15 protein-coding genes and 1 pseudogene are annotated in these 18,053 nt (G+C 44.7%); 8 read left to right on the forward strand and 8 right to left on the reverse strand.

Annotated features, from left to right (window positions below; all coding sequences use genetic code 11):
* Window positions 1-3 precede the first annotated feature (3 nt).
* A complete protein-coding gene (gene syd, locus FKQ60_RS03785) occupies window positions 4-549 on the reverse strand; it encodes a SecY-interacting protein (protein ID WP_040904570.1) in 546 nt (181 codons plus the stop codon).
* Window positions 550-645: 96 nt separating this feature from the next.
* Here syd and queF point away from each other — a divergent pair, with 96 nt between their 5' ends.
* The 5 genes and pseudogenes from queF to xni all read left to right on the forward strand — a co-directional run bounded on the left by queF (window position 646) and on the right by xni (window position 7,708).
* A complete protein-coding gene (queF, locus tag FKQ60_RS03790) occupies window positions 646-1,491 on the forward strand; it encodes an NADPH-dependent 7-cyano-7-deazaguanine reductase QueF (protein WP_004395742.1) in 846 nt (281 codons plus the stop codon).
* Between the two features lie 16 nt (window positions 1,492-1,507).
* Complete coding sequence (locus tag FKQ60_RS03795) at window positions 1,508-3,775, forward strand: hypothetical protein (RefSeq protein ID WP_004395743.1); 2,268 nt, start codon at window positions 1,508-1,510, stop codon at window positions 3,773-3,775.
* Window positions 3,776-3,900: 125 nt separating this feature from the next.
* A pseudogene (locus FKQ60_RS03800) lies at window positions 3,901-5,217 on the forward strand (diguanylate cyclase); the annotation flags it as partial.
* Window positions 5,218-5,498: 281 nt separating this feature from the next.
* Window positions 5,499-6,857 (forward strand): nucleotide 5'-monophosphate nucleosidase PpnN, encoded by a 1,359-nt coding sequence (gene ppnN, locus FKQ60_RS03805; RefSeq protein WP_004395745.1) that lies wholly within the window; start codon window positions 5,499-5,501, stop codon window positions 6,855-6,857.
* A 77-nt stretch (window positions 6,858-6,934) separates the two neighbouring features.
* Window positions 6,935-7,708, forward strand: coding sequence for a flap endonuclease Xni (xni, locus tag FKQ60_RS03810; RefSeq protein WP_004395746.1), 774 nt, complete (start codon window positions 6,935-6,937; stop codon window positions 7,706-7,708).
* A gap of 27 nt (window positions 7,709-7,735) precedes the next feature.
* On the opposite strand, the gene rlmM is transcribed toward xni, so the two are convergent.
* The 7 genes from rlmM to pomA all read right to left on the reverse strand — a co-directional run bounded on the left by rlmM (window position 7,736) and on the right by pomA (window position 14,603).
* Window positions 7,736-8,827: a 23S rRNA (cytidine(2498)-2'-O)-methyltransferase RlmM gene (gene rlmM, locus FKQ60_RS03815; protein WP_170906040.1), complete on the reverse strand. Its 1,092-nt coding sequence runs from the start codon at window positions 8,825-8,827 to the stop codon at window positions 7,736-7,738.
* Window positions 8,824-9,228, reverse strand: coding sequence for a DUF423 domain-containing protein (locus FKQ60_RS03820; RefSeq protein ID WP_040904888.1), 405 nt, complete (start codon window positions 9,226-9,228; stop codon window positions 8,824-8,826). The genes rlmM and FKQ60_RS03820 overlap by 4 nt, the downstream gene beginning before the upstream one ends.
* Window positions 9,218-9,880, reverse strand: coding sequence for an alpha/beta fold hydrolase (locus tag FKQ60_RS03825; protein WP_004395748.1), 663 nt, complete (start codon window positions 9,878-9,880; stop codon window positions 9,218-9,220). Before FKQ60_RS03825 ends, FKQ60_RS03820 begins: the two co-directional genes overlap by 11 nt.
* Window positions 9,855-10,781, reverse strand: a complete 927-nt coding sequence (locus FKQ60_RS03830) for a transcriptional regulator GcvA (protein ID WP_004395749.1) — start codon at window positions 10,779-10,781, stop codon at window positions 9,855-9,857. Before FKQ60_RS03830 ends, FKQ60_RS03825 begins: the two co-directional genes overlap by 26 nt.
* Before the next feature lie 421 nt (window positions 10,782-11,202).
* Window positions 11,203-12,651: a tRNA uracil 4-sulfurtransferase ThiI gene (gene thiI, locus FKQ60_RS03835; protein WP_004395750.1), complete on the reverse strand. Its 1,449-nt coding sequence runs from the start codon at window positions 12,649-12,651 to the stop codon at window positions 11,203-11,205.
* A gap of 230 nt (window positions 12,652-12,881) precedes the next feature.
* The gene (locus FKQ60_RS03840) at window positions 12,882-13,826 is read right to left on the reverse strand and encodes a flagellar motor protein MotB (RefSeq protein ID WP_004395751.1); all 945 of its coding nucleotides are present in this window, start codon (window positions 13,824-13,826) and stop codon (window positions 12,882-12,884) included.
* Window positions 13,827-13,838: 12 nt separating this feature from the next.
* Window positions 13,839-14,603: a flagellar motor protein PomA gene (gene pomA, locus FKQ60_RS03845; RefSeq protein WP_004395752.1), complete on the reverse strand. Its 765-nt coding sequence runs from the start codon at window positions 14,601-14,603 to the stop codon at window positions 13,839-13,841.
* A gap of 415 nt (window positions 14,604-15,018) precedes the next feature.
* Between pomA and xseB the strand changes: the two genes are divergently transcribed.
* Genes xseB through dxs form a run of 3 tightly spaced genes read left to right on the forward strand, consistent with a single transcriptional unit; the run spans window position 15,019 to window position 18,053 of the window.
* Window positions 15,019-15,261, forward strand: coding sequence for an exodeoxyribonuclease VII small subunit (xseB, locus tag FKQ60_RS03850; protein ID WP_004395753.1), 243 nt, complete (start codon window positions 15,019-15,021; stop codon window positions 15,259-15,261).
* A gap of 21 nt (window positions 15,262-15,282) precedes the next feature.
* Window positions 15,283-16,167 (forward strand): (2E,6E)-farnesyl diphosphate synthase, encoded by an 885-nt coding sequence (ispA, locus tag FKQ60_RS03855; RefSeq protein ID WP_040904572.1) that lies wholly within the window; start codon window positions 15,283-15,285, stop codon window positions 16,165-16,167.
* Window positions 16,168-16,187: 20 nt separating this feature from the next.
* Entirely contained in the window at window positions 16,188-18,053 is a 1,866-nt protein-coding gene (gene dxs / locus FKQ60_RS03860; RefSeq protein WP_115152704.1) for a 1-deoxy-D-xylulose-5-phosphate synthase, read from the forward strand.

An 18,053-nucleotide genomic window follows, 5' to 3' on the forward strand; every position in this document is an offset into this window, starting at 1 on the left:
GTTCTACACCGCTGGCTCAAGTTGGTTTAAAAAATCCGCCACATCGGCGCACAAGACTTCCCGCTCGTCGGTACCTAACGTTTCTCTAATCACATTCCCAGTGAGATTACAAATCGACACCACCGCCATTTCATCGTCTGTGGTCGCAATAAAAATGGTGGGCTTTTGTTTTAAACGCCGTTGCATCACCAAGTGGCCAAGAATATTTTCCTGTAAACGAAGATAATCGTCATCACTCCAGACTTGCAATAACGTCAGCGAGTGACCGCGCCACGTTGCCGGTAAATCGCCACTGTATTGGCTGCCATAAAATGGCGCAATATCACTATGTAAACTCAGCTCAATTCCCTGCTCCACCGCCTGTAAATCAGCACTGTGCTCACGTTCCACCGGCTGCCAATAAACGCTATTGTTACTTTGCTGCTCAATGCAAGGGGAAGGCATATGGCTTAACTCATCGCTACTAGGCAGATGATGATGTCTCTGTTGATAAGCTTGAAGATAACGTTGCGAGAAATCACGCAACGCGGCGGCGACCAAATGAGCCATAGGGTTCTCCATAACGAAACTGACAACAAACGCTAATGACAGCGTGAGCAGTATTGCGTAAAATTCTGATTATTCTAATCGATTTGATGATAAATGATGAGCAAATATTCTGATGCCAAAGAGCTATCTGGCTTAACTCTTGGCAAAGCCACTGCCTATGCCAGCCAATATGACCCAAGTTTGTTGCAGCCAGTGCCACGTAGCCTCAACCGCAACGATCTCGATCTTGGTGAGACACTCCCCTTTCAAGGCTGTGACATTTGGACTTTATATGAGCTCTCTTGGCTAAACAGTAACGGTCTACCACAAGTGGCGATTGGTGAAGTGCGCATTCCAGCCACCAGCGCTAACTTAATTGAGTCTAAATCGTTCAAACTGTATTTAAACAGCTTCAATCAATCTCGTTTTCAAGACTGGCAAACGGTACAAACTCACTTAATTAACGATCTGTCGGCGTGCGCCGGTGAAACCGTTGAAGTACGGTTATTCTCACTGGATCACTATACCAATCAACCGATTGTTTCGATGCAAGGAGAATGTATTGATCAGCAAGATATTGAAATCGAACACTATCAGTTTGATGCGAGCTTATTGGAACAAGCGACGGATGCTGAAATCGTCACCGAAACGCTGCACAGCCACTTACTCAAATCAAACTGCTTGATCACCAATCAACCCGATTGGGGCAGTGTTGAAATCACCTATCACGGGCCAAAAATACAACGCGAAGCATTATTGCGTTATATTGTCTCATTCCGTGAGCATAATGAATTTCACGAGCAATGCGTTGAGCGAATTTTCCACGATTTGTGTCGTTACTGCCAACCTAAACAACTCACTGTATTGGCGCGTTACACACGTCGAGGCGGCTTAGACATCAATCCATTCCGCTCAACCGAACGGCCTTCACCTGAGCACAATTTGCGCATGGCTCGCCAATAAAAGGACGCCCATTATAATGCCCTCTTTCCGCTGGATACCTTACGTTTGCCTACTCCTACTGAGCATTTCTCCTTGGGTAAAAGCCGCCGTCTACGCTTTGCCGCAACTTAACGAAGCACACGGTTTATTGGAGATTTCTCCCATTCAGGCCAAAAATCTCGTCGAAGAGTATTTAGAGCAGCGTAAGCTGGCGGATAAAACCGAAAAAACACCGTCCAATATTAGTCGAGATGAAACCGATAGCCGCATTCGAACGCCAAGCAGTACCATTGATGCGCTAAAAATTTTAGCCACTGCTGAGTTTATCTTGGGTAATACACAAACGGCGTTTGATACGCTCGATGAAGCCAAACAGCTCGCGCAAGAGCATGAGCTTCCTTATTTGGCGTTAGAGCTAGATATTATGACGATTCGTTTACAGTGGCGACACAATCACGATGCCGATGCCGCTCGTCAACAACTGCGCGAGATCACCAATCAGCACCCTCTCTTGCTCGAAGAACATCGCCTCTCTAAACAGATTGATTACCATATCACCATGCTCAGCGCAGAAATTGCATCACAAAATAACGAGCTTACTCTGGCTAATCAACTGTTTGCAGAAGCCAAACCTTACCTTGAATCATTGCAAGCCAAAAAACCCTTGATTGAATATCACGTGATCGTCGGAGAGCACTATTTACACCATAAACTCTACAATTTAGCTTTATCTGAGCTACTCACGGCTTATTGGGGAGCGATAGAAACCAATGCCAGCGCAGAATTAGCAAAAACCAATAACCTATTAGCACAGCTGTTTTATGAACGGCGAGTGCTGGATAAAGCTTTAGTTCATCTCTCTCAAGCCGCCGAGTTTTATGGTAACTATGAAAAATCGCCGATCCTTGTTTCTGTACTTAAACGGATGGGTGACGTTTATTTTCAACAAGGTAAATATAATTTAGCCTTGGTGCATTATTTTAATGTTATCGATCATGAAAGCAGTGAACTCAATCTGGCCAGTGTGATTGATGTTCGGTTAAGTTTATCCGCGACTTATCGGCAGCTCTATAACTATACGTTGGCCGAACAGTATCTAACCGTAGCGAAAGAACTACTGCAATACAGCCACAATCGACATCTACAAGCACGAGCGGCCTTACTTAGTGCTCAGTTAGCCCTCTCTCAGCAAAACAATAAACAAGTGATTGACTACGCTCAAGAGGCACTAAAGTTTAATGAAACGCTACACGACATGGACATTGAAGCGCAAGCCTATCAACTTCTTTCCTTAGGTTATGAGCAAAAAGAGCAGTATTTACCCGCGTTAGAATGGAGTAAAAAAAGTCACCAAATCACTCAACTTCGCCAAGCTCAGCTTAACCAAATTAGTGAAGATGCCTTTCGCCAGCAAAAAGAATTTGTTGAACAAACACTGCATTTAGTTGGCCAAGAAAAAGCCCTACAAGCGACTCAACGTGAATACAGCAAATTTCAAAAAATCGCTTTTACGCTATTTTTAACCAGCATTGTGTTGTTTCTCTACCTGATGCGTCGTGGTTATATTATCCAAAACCAACAAGACGAAATCGATGAACTGAATAGCCATTTATTCACGCATTCTCGCTCTCGTTTACCCAACCTAAGAATGCTCAATGCGAAGTTACTCTCTTCTCTTCAACGCAGTAGCTATAATTACGAGCAGTGGTTAATTGGTGAATTGATTCATGAACCGTTAAATGATCGCTTACGCTTCGCGATGATTGATCTCCCTTTTCTGCGTAGTATGTACTTACAACATGGCTATACGGCAGGCGTAGAGCTCGAACATGCGTTTGGGCGTTTTTTAACTGACCATCTTGAAGAACCAGCCCGGCTCTATCATTTCTCGGATGCAAACTTACTGTACATTGAACCGAATATCGATAGAGATCGGCCACCAGAAGAGCTGTTTAATAAAGTCCAAGACTTAATCAATCAGTTCCAACCAGAGCGGCGTTTAAACCGAACCATTCGCTTGGGAATTGCCGATTATCCTTTTTTACCCAGAGCCTACACCGCCATTAATGATAAAGAATTGTTGGATATTTTATTGATGGCTACAGGGGTCGCCAGAGAGCTGAGCCTAAAAGACAACACCAGCCATTGGGTCTACTTTAAGGCGATTGATAACGCCCCTGCGGCCAGTTTCGCCTCAAGTAACATCCGAAAATCGTGTCAACAAGCGATCAATCAAGGACTGATTAAGGTTCACTCATCTTATCGTGATGAAGAGCAGATTAAAAAGTTCTTAAAAGATGGATAAATGCTATGCGGTTAACAGATTGAGCTAATGACCTTCACCAATTATTTGTTATTATCGACAGATTGATAAATAGCGTCTCATCCTTGAGATACTGTAAATTGGCCGTTAAAGACTAGCTCAATTTTCCTGGTTTAGCCGTACTGGAGCGCATGTTGAAATCACAAACGTCGAACGATGAACATCAAACTCACCCTATGGATGTCCGAGTGAAACAGTGTGCAGAGACCCTGTTGTATCTACCGGGATTACCCATCAAACTGAAACGCGATGTTCAGCAACTGTTAAGCACCAATCACACCATCAATCAGCAAGATCAAGCGTTGCGTCTATTACATTTATACCAACGTGCGATGAAAATTTTTGCTCATAATCCTAATCTCGGGCATCAAGAAGCTCCCCATTGCGGCGATAAAGCACTCCTGACTCAGCTCAGTGATGAACTACAGCACCTGATCACCGAGCTGGATTTTGAAGGTGAGGCTGGAGATTTACTGACGGATATCCGCAGCAAGCTGCTGCTTGGGGTTAATAGCCAAGGGTTACTTGAGCTGGCTTTGCAAGTGCTGAAATTAGTCATCGATGGTACTCAATATGAGCGTAAAAACTCGGAGAAATTCCTCGAACAAATCAATAGTTCATTATCGAAAAATCTGCAAAGCACCCGCGTTAATCTTGAGCAAAGCACCCATTATCAACAGCATCGCCAACATATGCATCAAGATCTCCTTCACCTCGTCAACCGCGGCCAGCATGCTTTATCATCTCAAGCCAACGAATCCAATAAGCCTGTAAGTGCGGTATTTAGTGAAATTGAAGCCTTATCCGAGCGTTTGATTCATGCTGAACAACGAGAACAAGTGCTGATTGAACGTATGCAATATACCCAGCACCAAATGGAAACCTTGCTAGAACTGACTCAAGATTATCGCCGTCGATTAGAAGATCAAGCGCAGCGACTACTGCAAGATCCACTGACCAAATTGTATAACCGCACTGCGTTTAATGATCGATTAGAATTAGAGTATCGGCGCTGGATTCGCACGCAGCATAATTTGCGTTTGGTGATTTTAGATATTGATGCTTTTAAAGCGATTAATGAAAGTTTTGGTTATCTTGCTGGGGATAAAGCGTTAAAAGTGATTGCTCGAACCATTCATAAAGAGCTGGAAAAAACCGATACCGCCGCGCGTTTTTCAGGAGAAGAATTCATCTTACTGTTGCCAGAACGCGCCGATAATGAGTGCCATCAGGTTATACAAAAAATACAGCGTAATGTGGCTAGACTGCCTTTTAAATTTCGCGATAAACAGATCACCATCACTCTTAGTGCCGCTTCAACCCACTTTAAAGAAGCCGATACACCAGAAATTGTTCTTGAACGGTTGCATCGTTCCCTACAGGAGATGAAGCCTTATGGTCCTAATCAACTGGCTTGGAAATAAGCCACCAAACGAACAACATTTAACCATTTGCCGTAAACTTAGTGACTCATTTCACATCTTGCGCCTAGCGATGTTTTCCAAAACCATTGTTACGCACAAGATTAATAAGCCATTTCAGACTGTTGAATCTAAACGAACTAAAATGGCATCCCGATACGACAGAGTGTTCCCCCTAAGTCACCCGTGTAAACTCTATCTCCATCAATAACGACTATGATTGAAGAGTGCATTGGTGGCATAGGACAAATAGCACTTCTCCCCCGATTGTTAAGGAGGTCAAGATGATCACTCAAGTTAGCCCAGCCGGCAGTATGGATTTACTGTCGCAGCTTGAAGTAGAAAGACTCAAAAAAACCGCATCCAGTGATCTCTATCAGCTGTATCGCAATTGTAGCTTGGCAGTACTCAATTCCGGAAGCCATACCGATAACTCCAAAGAAATGCTCGAACAGTACAAAAACTTCGATATCACCGTACTGCGTCGTGAGCGAGGCATTAAACTCGAGCTCACCAATCCGCCAGAACAAGCATTTGTCGATGGGCAAATCATCAAAGGGATTCAAGAACATCTGTTTGCTGTGCTACGTGATATTGTTTACGTCAACATGCACTTATCTGAAAATCAAAGACTGAACCTGACCAATGCCAGCCATATCACTAATTTAGTATTCAGTATCTTACGCAATGCAGGCACTTTGGTGACAGGGGTAGAACCTAACCTTGTCGTCTGTTGGGGTGGGCATTCCATCAATGAGACCGAATATCAATATACCCGTGAAGTTGGCCATGAATTAGGGCTAAGAGAACTCAATATCTGTACCGGATGTGGGCCCGGAGCCATGGAAGGGCCAATGAAAGGCGCGGCTATTGGCCATGCCAAACAACGCTATCAGCAACAGCGCTACTTGGGCTTAACTGAACCGTCAATCATTGCTGCCGAGCCACCAAACCCGATCGTCAATCAATTGGTGATTATGCCTGATATCGAAAAGCGTCTTGAAGCCTTTGCCCGAATGGCACACGGAATCATCATTTTCCCTGGAGGCCCAGGAACCGCAGAAGAGCTGCTGTATATTCTCGGGATCATGATGCACCCGGATAATGCAGACCAACCAATGCCGATTGTATTGACGGGTCCAAAAGAGAGCGAAGCGTATTTCCGCTCAATCGATCAATTTATTGGTAGTACGCTGGGTGAAGAAGCCCGCAAACACTACACGATTGTGATTGATGATCCGGTTCAAGCGGCAAGAATTATGAAAGATGCCATGCCACTGGTTCGTCAGCATCGAAAAGATCACGACGATGCGTACAGTTATAACTGGTCATTAAAAATTGAACCAGAATTCCAACTGCCCTTTGATCCGACTCATGACAGCATGGCGAGCTTGGATTTACATCTTAATCAACGCCCAGAAGTTCTCGCTTCCAACTTACGCAAAGCTTTTTCTGGGATTGTTGCTGGTAATGTCAAAGCGGAAGGGATCCGCGAGATTGAGCGGAAAGGTCCGTTTACTCTGCATGGCGAACCGGCATTAATGAAAAAAATGGACCGATTACTCAATGACTTTGTCAATCAACATCGGATGAAGCTTCCTGGCTCAACCGCTTATGTGCCTTGCTATCGAATTAGCTCCTAGTGGACACTCAGCAAGGATAGCAATCTGCTTTAATTTCATTACAATAAGGGCCTAACAGCCCTTATTTTTTGGTGATTATGTCTATTCATCTTGTGATTATCGATGCGTTAAACCTGATCCGCAGAGTGCATTCCGCTCAACCCGATGAAAGCGATATCGCCCGCACCGCCAACACCACCTGTCGCACCTTACAACGTATTATTAATGAATCCGCTCCGACTCACATGATTGCGGTGTTTGATCATACGCTACAAGATCGTGGCTGGCGTGCCGAACTGCTGCCAAGCTATAAACAAGGACGTAAGCCAATGCCCATCAGCTTGCAAAACGGCTTGGAGCAAATTCAACAAGCATGGTGGGAACTGGGTATCGATTCACTACTTTCAGAAGGTGATGAAGCGGATGATTTAGTCGCAACCCTTGCCTGCAAAGTCGCGAGTTATGGTGAAAAAGTAACGATCATTTCCACTGATAAAGGCTATTGTCAGCTGTTGTCTCCAACCTTACAAATTCGTGATTATTTTCAACATCGCTGGCTAGATGCGCCATTTATTGAACAAGAATTTGGCGTCAAACCAAGCCAATTGACCGACTATTGGGGTCTAACGGGCATGAGTTCGAGCCAAGTACCAGGTGTCGCTGGTCTCGGCCCTAAAGCAGCTCAAGCGATCCTCACTCAATTTACTGACATTGAACACGCTTATGCCAGTGAAGCCTTAGCCAGTAAATATCGCAAAAAACTCGATCAAGAGATTGAAATGGCACGAATTTGCAAGCAAGTTGCGACCCTGAAAACTGACATTGAACTCGGTTTTAATTTGCAAGATATCCGTTTTGAACCGAAAAGCTAGGCTCAAAACGGACCAGATCACTCCGCTTTAATAAGGAGAAATCGACGATAAAGATTGGACATGAACGGTGATCTCTTCTCGATCATGATAGAGATGCTTAGCTTGTAAACGAAACTTAACTTTATTCTGTTTCAGAAAATCTTTCAGATTCTCAATATCTTGTAACACCTCATCATAACGCCCCTTCATCGGTAATTTGAGATTAAAGATCGCCTCTTTAGCCCAACCACTGATGATCCACTCCCCCATCAACTGAGCAACGCGCGCTGGCTTCTCAATCATATCGCAGACAATCCAAGTAACGTTCTTACGCGGCGGTTCAAACTTAAAACCATCTTCCATATGATGTTTAACCTGACCGGTGTCCATTAAGCTTTGCGCCATCATGCCATTATCCACGGCATGAACAAACATCGAACGCTTAACTAATTGATAAGTCCAGCCACCAGGGCAAGCACCGAGATCCACCGCCCACATACTGGATGCCAAACGCGTATCCCATTCCGCACGAGGGATAAAGACATGAAAGGCTTCTTCTAATTTTAAGGTCGAGCGGCTTGGCGCATCTGCTGGGAATTTTAAACGAGGAATCCCCATAAAAAATGGCGAGTTATTATGGCTATACGAATAGCCTAAATAACAGTGTCCAGGAGCGGTAAAACAAACATGCAACACCGGTTTTTTAGTACTCTCTTTAGCCAATAGTACTCCATGGCTACGCAGCGCTTGACGCAGCGGCACGGTAAATTTACGACAAAACTTAAGCAGTTCTTTTGCTTCATTAGTGTCTGGCGTTTCAATACGTAAATCACCACACTGTGGAAATGCTTGTTCCTGTTTAAAATAACTCAAAATCGGTGAGATTCGGTCATCTTTCGGTAACTCAGTAAACTCAGCGGTCACTGCAAACATTTGTCGAGCAAAAATAAGCGTTTGAAAATCAATGTTTTTAATGAGTTTGTCGGCATCTTCCGCTTGATAACACTCAAACAGTACATAACCGGTATTATTTTTAAGGCGAGGAAAACCATACACTTCAAGCTTTGTCGCTTTATCCTGAATTTCACCGGCGCACTCTTTTTCAAAGCCCGCACGACAGTACAGCATGACTTGTTTCACACTCTTACCTCTTTGATATTAATCGCGGCTAGAACGAACATGCACCAGCCTAATAAAAACAGCAGTCCACCAATAGGCGTTACGAAGCCGATCCACGACACTCCGGTCAACGCTAATAGGTAAAGACTACCGCTGAAACAAAAGATGCCGATGATAAAGCAAATCGCCGCACGACCAAAATAATTTCGCGACTTTTCCATTAACGGTAAACCAAGAGCTAAACCGCAAGCAATGATCGCCAGACCATGCATAAATTGATAATGAGCAGCGGTTTGAAAAATCGTTAAGGCATATTCCGTCAGTTGAGCTTTTAAACCATGAGCGGCAAACGCCCCTAAAGAGACCGAGATACCACAGACGAGCCCACCCACAATCAGTGTCAGTGATTGACTACTTTTCATCATAAACCTCACCAATAAACTGCGCCAAAGATTCAATTGCCCAAGCAAGGTTATCTTCTAAGCGGTAACCCGATGATTTTCTTGGTGCAAAACTATGATCGCCATCCGGAAGATACTGCACTGAAACCGAACGACTCAGTGGAAACTGTTCGACTTCCGCCTGTGAGCCGAAAGTATCACGCTGCCCTTGTAAGATCAGGCATGGCTTGCTCAGTGAGGCTAAATGCTCCCCTTTGTATCGTTCCGGCTTGCCCGGTGGATGGAATGGAAAGCCAAGACAAGCGACCGCTTGTACTTGTGGGTGTTCTGTCAGATGTGATGCTATGCGGCCCCCCATGGATTTACCACCAATCACCAGTGGTTGATTTGCGAACTGTTCAATCACTTTTGTGTAAGCTTCGAGTAACTTAGGCGCGCGATCGGGTGGACGACGTTTGCCATCTTGCTGACGTTTAACCATATAAGGAAAATCAAAACGCACCACGCGAATCCCTTTAGCGGCCAAACCCTTGGCAATCGTCTGCATAAATGGATGGGTTTTATCCGCTCCTGCCCCATGGGCAAAAATAAATGTCGCCGCTAAAGCAGATGATTCATCGCAGCTCGGCTCATCGATAATCACTGATTCATAAGGGGTTATGGCTTGCGTCATCTAATATTACCTCTTGTTCTTTACGCGCTTTTTTCAACATCCAATCTCGAAAAGTCGCAATTCGTCCCATGTCCGCTTGCTTCTCATGACAAACAACATAAAACGCATTTTTGGTCATCAACACTTCATCAAATGGGGCCACCAAGCGTCCAGCATCTAATTCCGGTTGTGCTAACACGTTATTGCCTAACGCGACGCCTTGTCCATGAGCGGCAGCCTGCAACACCATAGTTGAATGACTAAAAATAGGCCCTTGATTAACATTCAGCGAATCTAAACCATTTTCTTTAGCAAACTGCTTCCAATCCTTGCGTGACGTATCATGCAATAATGTATGTCGTGCTAAATCACTTAAGGTGACTAAAGGCTTCGGACCGACTAACAGCGCAGGTGAGCAAAGCGGGATCAAAAACTCTTGGTACAATTTATCCGCCCGCAGGCCAGGCCAATTACCTCGACCATAGTAAATCGCTACATCGACATCATCGGTGAGTGATCCTTCTTCCATATCCACCGCTTTGATACGCACATCAATGTCAGGTTGTTGATGATTAAAATCCGCCAGGCGAGGCACCAACCACTGAATAGCAAAACTGGGCGGCAGACTGATGGTCAATGCGCCTTTTTCACTTCGCTCAAGTAATTTGTCAGTAGCTTCCGCCAACGCACTAAAAATATCCTTAATATCGAGAAAATAGCCTTGCCCTTCTTCCGTTAGTAGTAAAGAACGATTACGGCGACGAAATAGCTTAAGGCCAAGGAATTCTTCTAACGCCTTGATTTGGTGGCTAACCGCCGCTTGAGTCACAAATAACTCTTCCGCCGCTCGGGTAAAACTTAAATGACGTGCAGCCGCTTCAAAGACTTTTAATGAATTGAGCGGTGGTAATCTTCTGGACATAGGGACACTCTAAAACCGATTAGTTTTTTTTATGTGAAACATTATAAATTGTCCGTTGCTAACCAGCCAGAGAAAATCTATATTGCACCCCGTAACGCAAGCCTGAACGGCTTGATTCTTTTTGAATCAATTGGTTTGCTGTTGCGATGTTGTGTTTGCAAACTCGTTTTTCGAGTTCGGTAGTTTCTACCACCCTGTTTTGTACAGTTATCCCCTGTAACAAAACAAATACTTCCTGTATTTATTTTTTGACCTGTCTGTCAAATATTTAGCACCGCCTTTTGGCGGTGTTTTTTTATCTATTCGCCACCCACTTCCTACTTGAAGCCGCCGCAGTGTTGACTCCAACTTGTTTGGCTATAATAAAAAGCCCAGCAGCATCAACTGGGCAAAACGTAGTTTAACAACGGATTAAAGTTAACTAAGGACGGTAGACTTTAACATTGTCAAAACCTTGCTCTTTTAAGTATAAGGCTTGTAAACGACTCATCACGCCTCGTTGACAATAAAGCAAATAGGTTTTGGACTGATCAAGATCGCCGAACTTGGTGGCTAACTTGTAGAATGGAATGGTCATCACTTCAATACCGTCAAGCTCTAATGGTGCGTCATCTTCCTCTTCTGGGCTACGAATATCGAGCACAATAGCGTCCTCTTGCACCGCATCGACCTGTTCCACTTCCGGCGCTTGCTGCTGACTCTCTTTTTCGATATCACGAATATCCATCAAACGAGCGTCATAAATCACTTTATCTAAGATAGTAAAATCGAATTTCGCTTCTTGTTCTTCTAATAGAGCTTTTACCGCTTTTACGGTTGGGTTTTTAGAAATCACACCACAATATTCTGGCATGGTTTTCGCGAAATCTTCTGTGCCAATATCACGGGCAAGATCCATGATATCGCCTTTATCCCAGTTGATCAGTGGACGAAGAATAAGACGATCGGTCACACCATCAATATGACGCAAATTGGTCAAGGTCTGACTGGAGACTTGGCCAATCGCCTCGCCAGTCACCAACGCCTGAATACCAAACTTCTCTGCAATACGGCCAGCAACCCGCATAAACATACGTTTGAGCACTACGCCCATCTGACCATCGTCAATTTTCTCTAAAATCTCAGCAACAACCGGCTCAAAATCAACAGAGATAAAGCGTACCTTGGCTGACGAGCCGTACTTGTTCCATAAATAGTGCGCGACTTGCTTAACACCGATTTCATGCGCAGGCCCGCCCAGATTGAAAAAGCAATAATGGACTTTAGAACCGCGTTTAATGTGTAAATAACTCGATACGCCAGAATCGTAACCTCCTGAAATAAGGCTGAGTACGTCCTCTTGTGTGCCGAGTGGAAAACCACCTAACCCTTTGTAACGAGCAATCACCTGATTGAGTAATTCATCCGCCACTTCAATATGAACAATAATATCAGGACGAGTTAATTTCACTTTTGCTGAAGCAACCGCTTGATTCAGTCCACCACCAATATAACGCTCTAATTCAAGCGATGAAAAATCATGCTTACCACGACGTTTGGCACGTACAGCAAAGGTTTTATTTTCAATCAGTTCACGACTGTTTTCTAACACTTGCAGATAAATGTCATGCATATCGGTAAACGTCGATTGCTTGACTTGTAGTATCTGTTGAATACCTGGCGTGGTGGTTAAAATCTCTAATGTTTGTTGAAAAAACTGATCGCTATTGGCACTGACTTCAATATGATCGCGGCGGTTAAAAACCGCAACGCCAGTGGTCCGCTTTTTAATAATATTGCGAATATTCGATTCAAGAATCTTGGTAAAACGCTTACGTACTGATTCACTTTTAACAAAAATTTCTGGATGGGGTTTAACAATAAATTTCATGGGGCTATTCGCAAATTAGGTTCAAAACAAGCATTGAGCTTCATGCTAAGCAGTGACGCTCAGGATAGAGATCAGCAAAGGGGCAGGATTATACACGATCTACTCAATTAGGAAAATCATCATAAAAGGCAAGGTTTATGACGACTCTTCGCTTAAAAGCGAATGGCATGATAAGTGGGGAGATTTGGGTTCTAGGTTCTGGGATCGAGAACCTAGAACAACGATTGATGCTATTGTAGTGAAGGGATCTCCTCACTTAACAGCGGTTTTCCTTGCATGATACCGATCTCGACTCGTCGATTACGAGAGCGTTGCGCTTCGGTATCGTTCGGGCCAACCGGCGCGGTATCAGCCAATCCTCTGACTTCTAAACGTCGGTGGTCAAAACCGGTCACTCTTTCCATTTCTTGCGCAACCGACACTGCTCGCTGCGCTGAAAGATCCCAATTTGAGCGATAAAGCTCAGAATCTAATCGTTGATTATCAGTATGCCCAGTCACCTGAACAATACCGGGAACGTCTTTGACTAATTCGGCAATCTGCCGAACCAAGGGTCGAAATTGAGGTTGTAAAAAGGCGGAACCTTCAGGAAAAGCCCCCCGCTCACGAATACGGATCAGAATTTGCTGGCCTAAGTTTTCCACCTCAACAGCCCCTTGCTCAATTTCTCGATCTAAGGCTTTTTTGATGTTCTCTAAAACAATTTCCATCTCTTCAGAGAGGGCTTCAGATTGCTCTTGCTCCTGCTCAGCGTCTTCATTATCTTGACTATCTTCAGTCGAGGTTTCAGGAGATTCTCCGCCCGTTAGCTGACCATCATCGCGCTGATTACCGCCGGCTCTATCAGAATCACCTTCATGAAATTCTAACGTTTGCTGAGTAATATCAATTGTTTGCTGCATGATCACGTCAATAGGAGTCGGCTCAGGACGACCTGGACGAAACTCTTGAGCAATCACACTGGTCCCTTTAGGTATATCTTTGACTTCTAAACGGTTTTGTACCCCAAACGCAAACTTCATCGAACCCGCGATCTGTTTGAATTTAAGAACGTCCATCTCTGAAAAAGACAGCAGCAGTACAAAAAAGCACATCAACAATGCCATCAAATCGGCAAAGGTTCCCATATAGGCAGGCAGGCCCGGCGGTGGGCATTTGCGTTTTAGATCCTCCATGATGGCCCCCCGCTATTCATTATCGACATCAAGTACTCGCTTACCTTCATTAAGATAATTTTTCAAATAGCCATCGATCACTCGCGGGTTTTGTCCATCTTGAATCGCTAAGACACCATCCATAATTAAACGACGATTTAAGGTTTCTTGTCCTCGGCGTAACGCCAATTTATCGGCAATCGGGAAGAAGATCATGTTTGCCATGATCGCCCCATACAACGTCGTCAATAACGCCACCGCCATTGCTGGGCCGATAGCTTTCGGGTCATCCATATTTGATAACATGGCCACTAAGCCTATCAACGTACCGATCATCCCCATCGCAGGGGCTACATCACCAAAGGCACGAAAAACACCCGTCCCTAATTCATGGCGCTCATCGGTTAAAACGATGTCTTTTTGTAATGCGGTGCGAACGACATCAGCATCGTGCCCATCAACCAATAAATCGATGCCTTTTTGCATAAATGAATTAGAGATTTCCATCTCTTCTAACGCTAAGAAACCACCTTTACGCGCTGCATCGGCCATCTCAACGATTTTGGCAATTAAGTCTTCAGGCTCTTCCGCTTTAAACATAAACGCTTTAGCGGCAATTTTGGCCGCACCAAAAAACTGCCCCATGGTAAATTTGACTAACACAACGAAGGTTGAACCACCGACGACGATCAGAACCGATGTGACATCGACAAACATCACAAGGCTACCACCAACGACCATTGCCATCAAAACGAAAGCCAGACCACCAATTAGGCCTACTAGCGTTGCTAAATCCACGAAGCGCTCCTCATGCTTGTCATCTGCATTATTGAGATTACTCTTCTTATCGGCACAAGAGCAAAATCTTTAACTTATATTATGGTTAAGTTTATACGCAAAACCCACTATCCCCAAGTGCCGCTCTTTGACTCGTTATCGCAAAAAAACATTTTGCTTTCAATAAACTTCAGATTATTAGCACAGCATAAGTGACCTTATCACTGAGTCAAACAACGCTACAGCAGCAACACGTTCCCCTGAAGTCTTGACCATCATCGCCCTCCTAAAATTAATGGTTATGTTTGACTATTTTTAGATAAGCTTAGCGGTCTGATAAAAAAGCGCCTTATTTATAACAAATTTGCTTGGTTAAATTTGACCATCTGTACGCCCTAAGGTAACTTTCGTGCATCTTTTTTGAGGCAAAATGATTATGGCGAGCAAAAAACCGGAGAATATGTCCTTCGAAGCGACAATCGAAGAGCTAGATAACTTAGTTGAACAATTAGAAAGCGGCGATATTGCACTCGATGAAGCATTAAAAAAATTTGAACGGGGTATCGCCTTAGCTCGCAGCGGGCAAGCCAAACTCGATGAAGCAGAACAACGAGTGCGCATTCTTCTTGATAACTCGGACGATGCACCGTTAGCTGAATTCACCGCTGTTCCCGAATAACCAGAGAGTAATACATATCCTATGATCGAGGCGCTTTCCTCTTTTCAACAGAGAAATAATCAGCAACTAGACGAGTGGTTACATCGTTTACCTTATCCGCATCTTCCTTTGATTGAAGCTATGCGTTACGGTTTATTGCTTGGTGGTAAACGAGCTCGCCCTTACTTGGTCTACATCACCGGACAAATGCTCGGCTGCCAACTGACTGATCTCGATACTCCAGCTTGCGCTGTCGAGTGTGTCCACGCTTATTCATTGATTCATGATGATTTGCCCGCCATGGACGACGACGACTTACGTCGTGGAAAACCAACCTGTCATATTAAATTTGATGAAGCAACGGCGATTTTAACCGGGGATGCTCTGCAAACTCTCGCGTTTACTATTTTGGCGGAAGGTCAACTCTCCACTCATGGTGAAACGAATCGGATCAAAATGGTTCAAGCTTTAGCCGAAGCGTCTGGCGCTCAGGGAATGTGTTTAGGCCAAGCGTTAGATCTGGCCGCGGAAAATCGCCGTATAACGTTAGATGAATTAGAAACCATTCATCACAATAAAACGGGCGCACTGATGCGTTGTGCCATCCGAATGGGTGCCATGGCTGCAGGCCAAAAGGGCTTGGCTATTTTACCGCAACTGGATCGCTATGCGGCAGCGGTAGGCCTCGCCTTTCAAGTACAAGATGATATTTTAGACATCATCAGCGATACTGAAACATTAGGTAAACCGCAAGGTTCAGACCAACAACTGCATAAAAGCACTTATCCAGCCCTACTGGGCTTAGAAGGTGCCATGAATAAAGCTCAAGTTCTGCTTGCAGAAGCGCTCGAAGCATTACAAGCGATTCCGTATAATACTGAGCATCTCGAAGAGTTCGCCCGATACGTCATCGAGCGCAAAAACTAACACGATAAGCGCGCATAACTATGACTCTTGATATTTCGAAATATCCAACACTGGCCCTAGCAAATACCCCTGACGAACTGCGTAGCATGCCCAAAGAAATGCTACCTAAGCTTTGTGATGAGTTACGTACCTATTTACTGAATTCCGTCAGTCGCTCTAGCGGTCACTTGGCCTCTGGATTAGGCACGGTAGAACTAACCGTCGCTTTGCATTACGTCTACCAAACCCCTTTTGATAAACTGATTTGGGATGTCGGCCATCAAGCTTACCCTCACAAAATCCTCACTGGCCGCCGCGAGCAGATGTCGACCATTCGTCAAAAAGATGGACTGCATCCTTTTCCTTGGCGAGAAGAGAGCGAATATGACACCCTCTCTGTTGGCCACTCATCAACCTCAATCAGTGCTGCGCTCGGCGTCGCTATTTGCGCCGCGAAAGAAGCCAAAGGACGTAAAGTCGTCAGTGTGATTGGTGATGGTGCCATCACCGCGGGAATGGCATTTGAAGCCATGAACCACGCAGGCGATGTCGACAGCGATATGCTGGTTATCTTAAATGATAATGAAATGTCGATTTCAGAAAATGTCGGCGCACTCAATAACCATTTGGCGCAATTACTGTCTGGCAGTTTATACACTTCGATACGTGAAGGCGGCAAAAAAGTTTTATCGGGCATTCCACCGATTAAAGAGCTGGTACGTCGTACCGAAGAGCATTTAAAAGGTATGGTCGTACCGGGGACGCTATTTGAAGAATTCGGCTTTAATTATATCGGTCCGATTGACGGCCATGATGTCTTAGAACTGATTAAAACCATCAAAAACATGCGTGAACTCAAAGGTCCGCAGTTTTTGCATGTCATGACCAAAAAAGGCAAAGGCTACGCGCCCGCAGAGAAAGATCCTATCGGTTATCATGGCGTACCCAAATTTGATTTAAGCCATACCAGCCTACCGAAGAGTGCTGAAAGTAAGCCTACTTACTCAAAAATCTTTGGTGATTTTTTATGTGATATGGCCGCGCAAGATCCTAAATTAATGGCCATCACCCCTGCAATGCGTGAAGGTTCGGGGATGGTGCGTTTCTCCAAAGAGTACCCTAGTCAGTATTTTGATGTCGCGATTGCTGAGCAACATGCCGTCACTCTCGCAACAGGAATGGCAATCAGCGGTTATCACCCGATTGTGGCGATTTACTCAACCTTTTTACAGCGCGGTTATGACCAATTGATCCACGATGTGGCAATTATGAATCTACCAGTGATGTTTGCCATTGACCGCGCGGGATTAGTGGGTGCCGATGGTCAAACTCATCAAGGGGCATTTGATTTAAGCTTCTTACGCTGTATTCCCAATTTATTGATCATGGCTCCGGCAGATGAAAATGAATGTCGGCAAATGCTCTATACCGGTCATCAGCATCAAGGTCCAAGTGCCGTGCGCTACCCTCGTGGTACCGGCATGGGCGTGCAGATTGAAACCGATTTCACCCCACTGACAATTGGCAAAGGTCGCCTGATCCGTCAAGGTGAAAAAGTGGCGATCCTCAGTTTTGGCACCTTATTACCTAATGCCTTACAAGCCGCCGAAGCGCTTAATGCCACCGTCGCGGATATGCGCTTTGTGAAACCGCTGGATGAAGCATTGATCACTGAGTTAGCCAATAGCCATGACGTACTGGTCACGTTAGAAGAAAATGTTATTGCTGGCGGTGCTGGCGCGGCTGTGGTTGAGTATTTGATGGCGCAAAAACTCCTCAAACCGACCTTAAATCTTGGCTTGCCGGATCAATTTATTGCTCAAGGGACGCAAGAAGAGATGCATGCTGAATTAGGTTTAGATGGCGCAGGCATTGAAGCTGCGATTCGTGATTACTTAGCCAAGTAA

Source organism: Vibrio sp. A11 (genome assembly GCF_013048705.1).
In the GTDB taxonomy this organism is placed as follows: domain Bacteria; phylum Pseudomonadota; class Gammaproteobacteria; order Enterobacterales; family Vibrionaceae; genus Vibrio; species Vibrio metschnikovii.

Excerpts from the sequence above, each read along its gene's own strand:
- xni (WP_004395746.1), top strand. The coding sequence starts at position 6,935 with ATGTCTATTCATCTTGTGATTATCGATGCGTTAAACCTGATCCGCAGA.
- ppnN (WP_004395745.1), top strand. The coding sequence starts at position 5,499 with ATGATCACTCAAGTTAGCCCAGCCGGCAGTATGGATTTACTGTCGCAG.
- FKQ60_RS03795 (WP_004395743.1), top strand. The coding sequence starts at position 1,508 with ATGCCCTCTTTCCGCTGGATACCTTACGTTTGCCTACTCCTACTGAGC.
- thiI (WP_004395750.1), bottom strand. The coding sequence starts at position 12,651 with ATGAAATTTATTGTTAAACCCCATCCAGAAATTTTTGTTAAAAGTGAA.
- syd (WP_040904570.1), bottom strand. The coding sequence starts at position 549 with ATGGCTCATTTGGTCGCCGCCGCGTTGCGTGATTTCTCGCAACGTTAT.
- FKQ60_RS03825 (WP_004395748.1), bottom strand. The coding sequence starts at position 9,880 with ATGACGCAAGCCATAACCCCTTATGAATCAGTGATTATCGATGAGCCG.
- ispA (WP_040904572.1), top strand. The coding sequence starts at position 15,283 with ATGATCGAGGCGCTTTCCTCTTTTCAACAGAGAAATAATCAGCAACTA.
- FKQ60_RS03840 (WP_004395751.1), bottom strand. The coding sequence starts at position 13,826 with ATGGAGGATCTAAAACGCAAATGCCCACCGCCGGGCCTGCCTGCCTAT.
- FKQ60_RS03830 (WP_004395749.1), bottom strand. The coding sequence starts at position 10,781 with ATGTCCAGAAGATTACCACCGCTCAATTCATTAAAAGTCTTTGAAGCG.
- FKQ60_RS03820 (WP_040904888.1), bottom strand. The coding sequence starts at position 9,228 with ATGAAAAGTAGTCAATCACTGACACTGATTGTGGGTGGGCTCGTCTGT.
- dxs (WP_115152704.1), top strand. The coding sequence starts at position 16,188 with ATGACTCTTGATATTTCGAAATATCCAACACTGGCCCTAGCAAATACC.
- xseB (WP_004395753.1), top strand. The coding sequence starts at position 15,019 with ATGGCGAGCAAAAAACCGGAGAATATGTCCTTCGAAGCGACAATCGAA.
- queF (WP_004395742.1), top strand. The coding sequence starts at position 646 with ATGAGCAAATATTCTGATGCCAAAGAGCTATCTGGCTTAACTCTTGGC.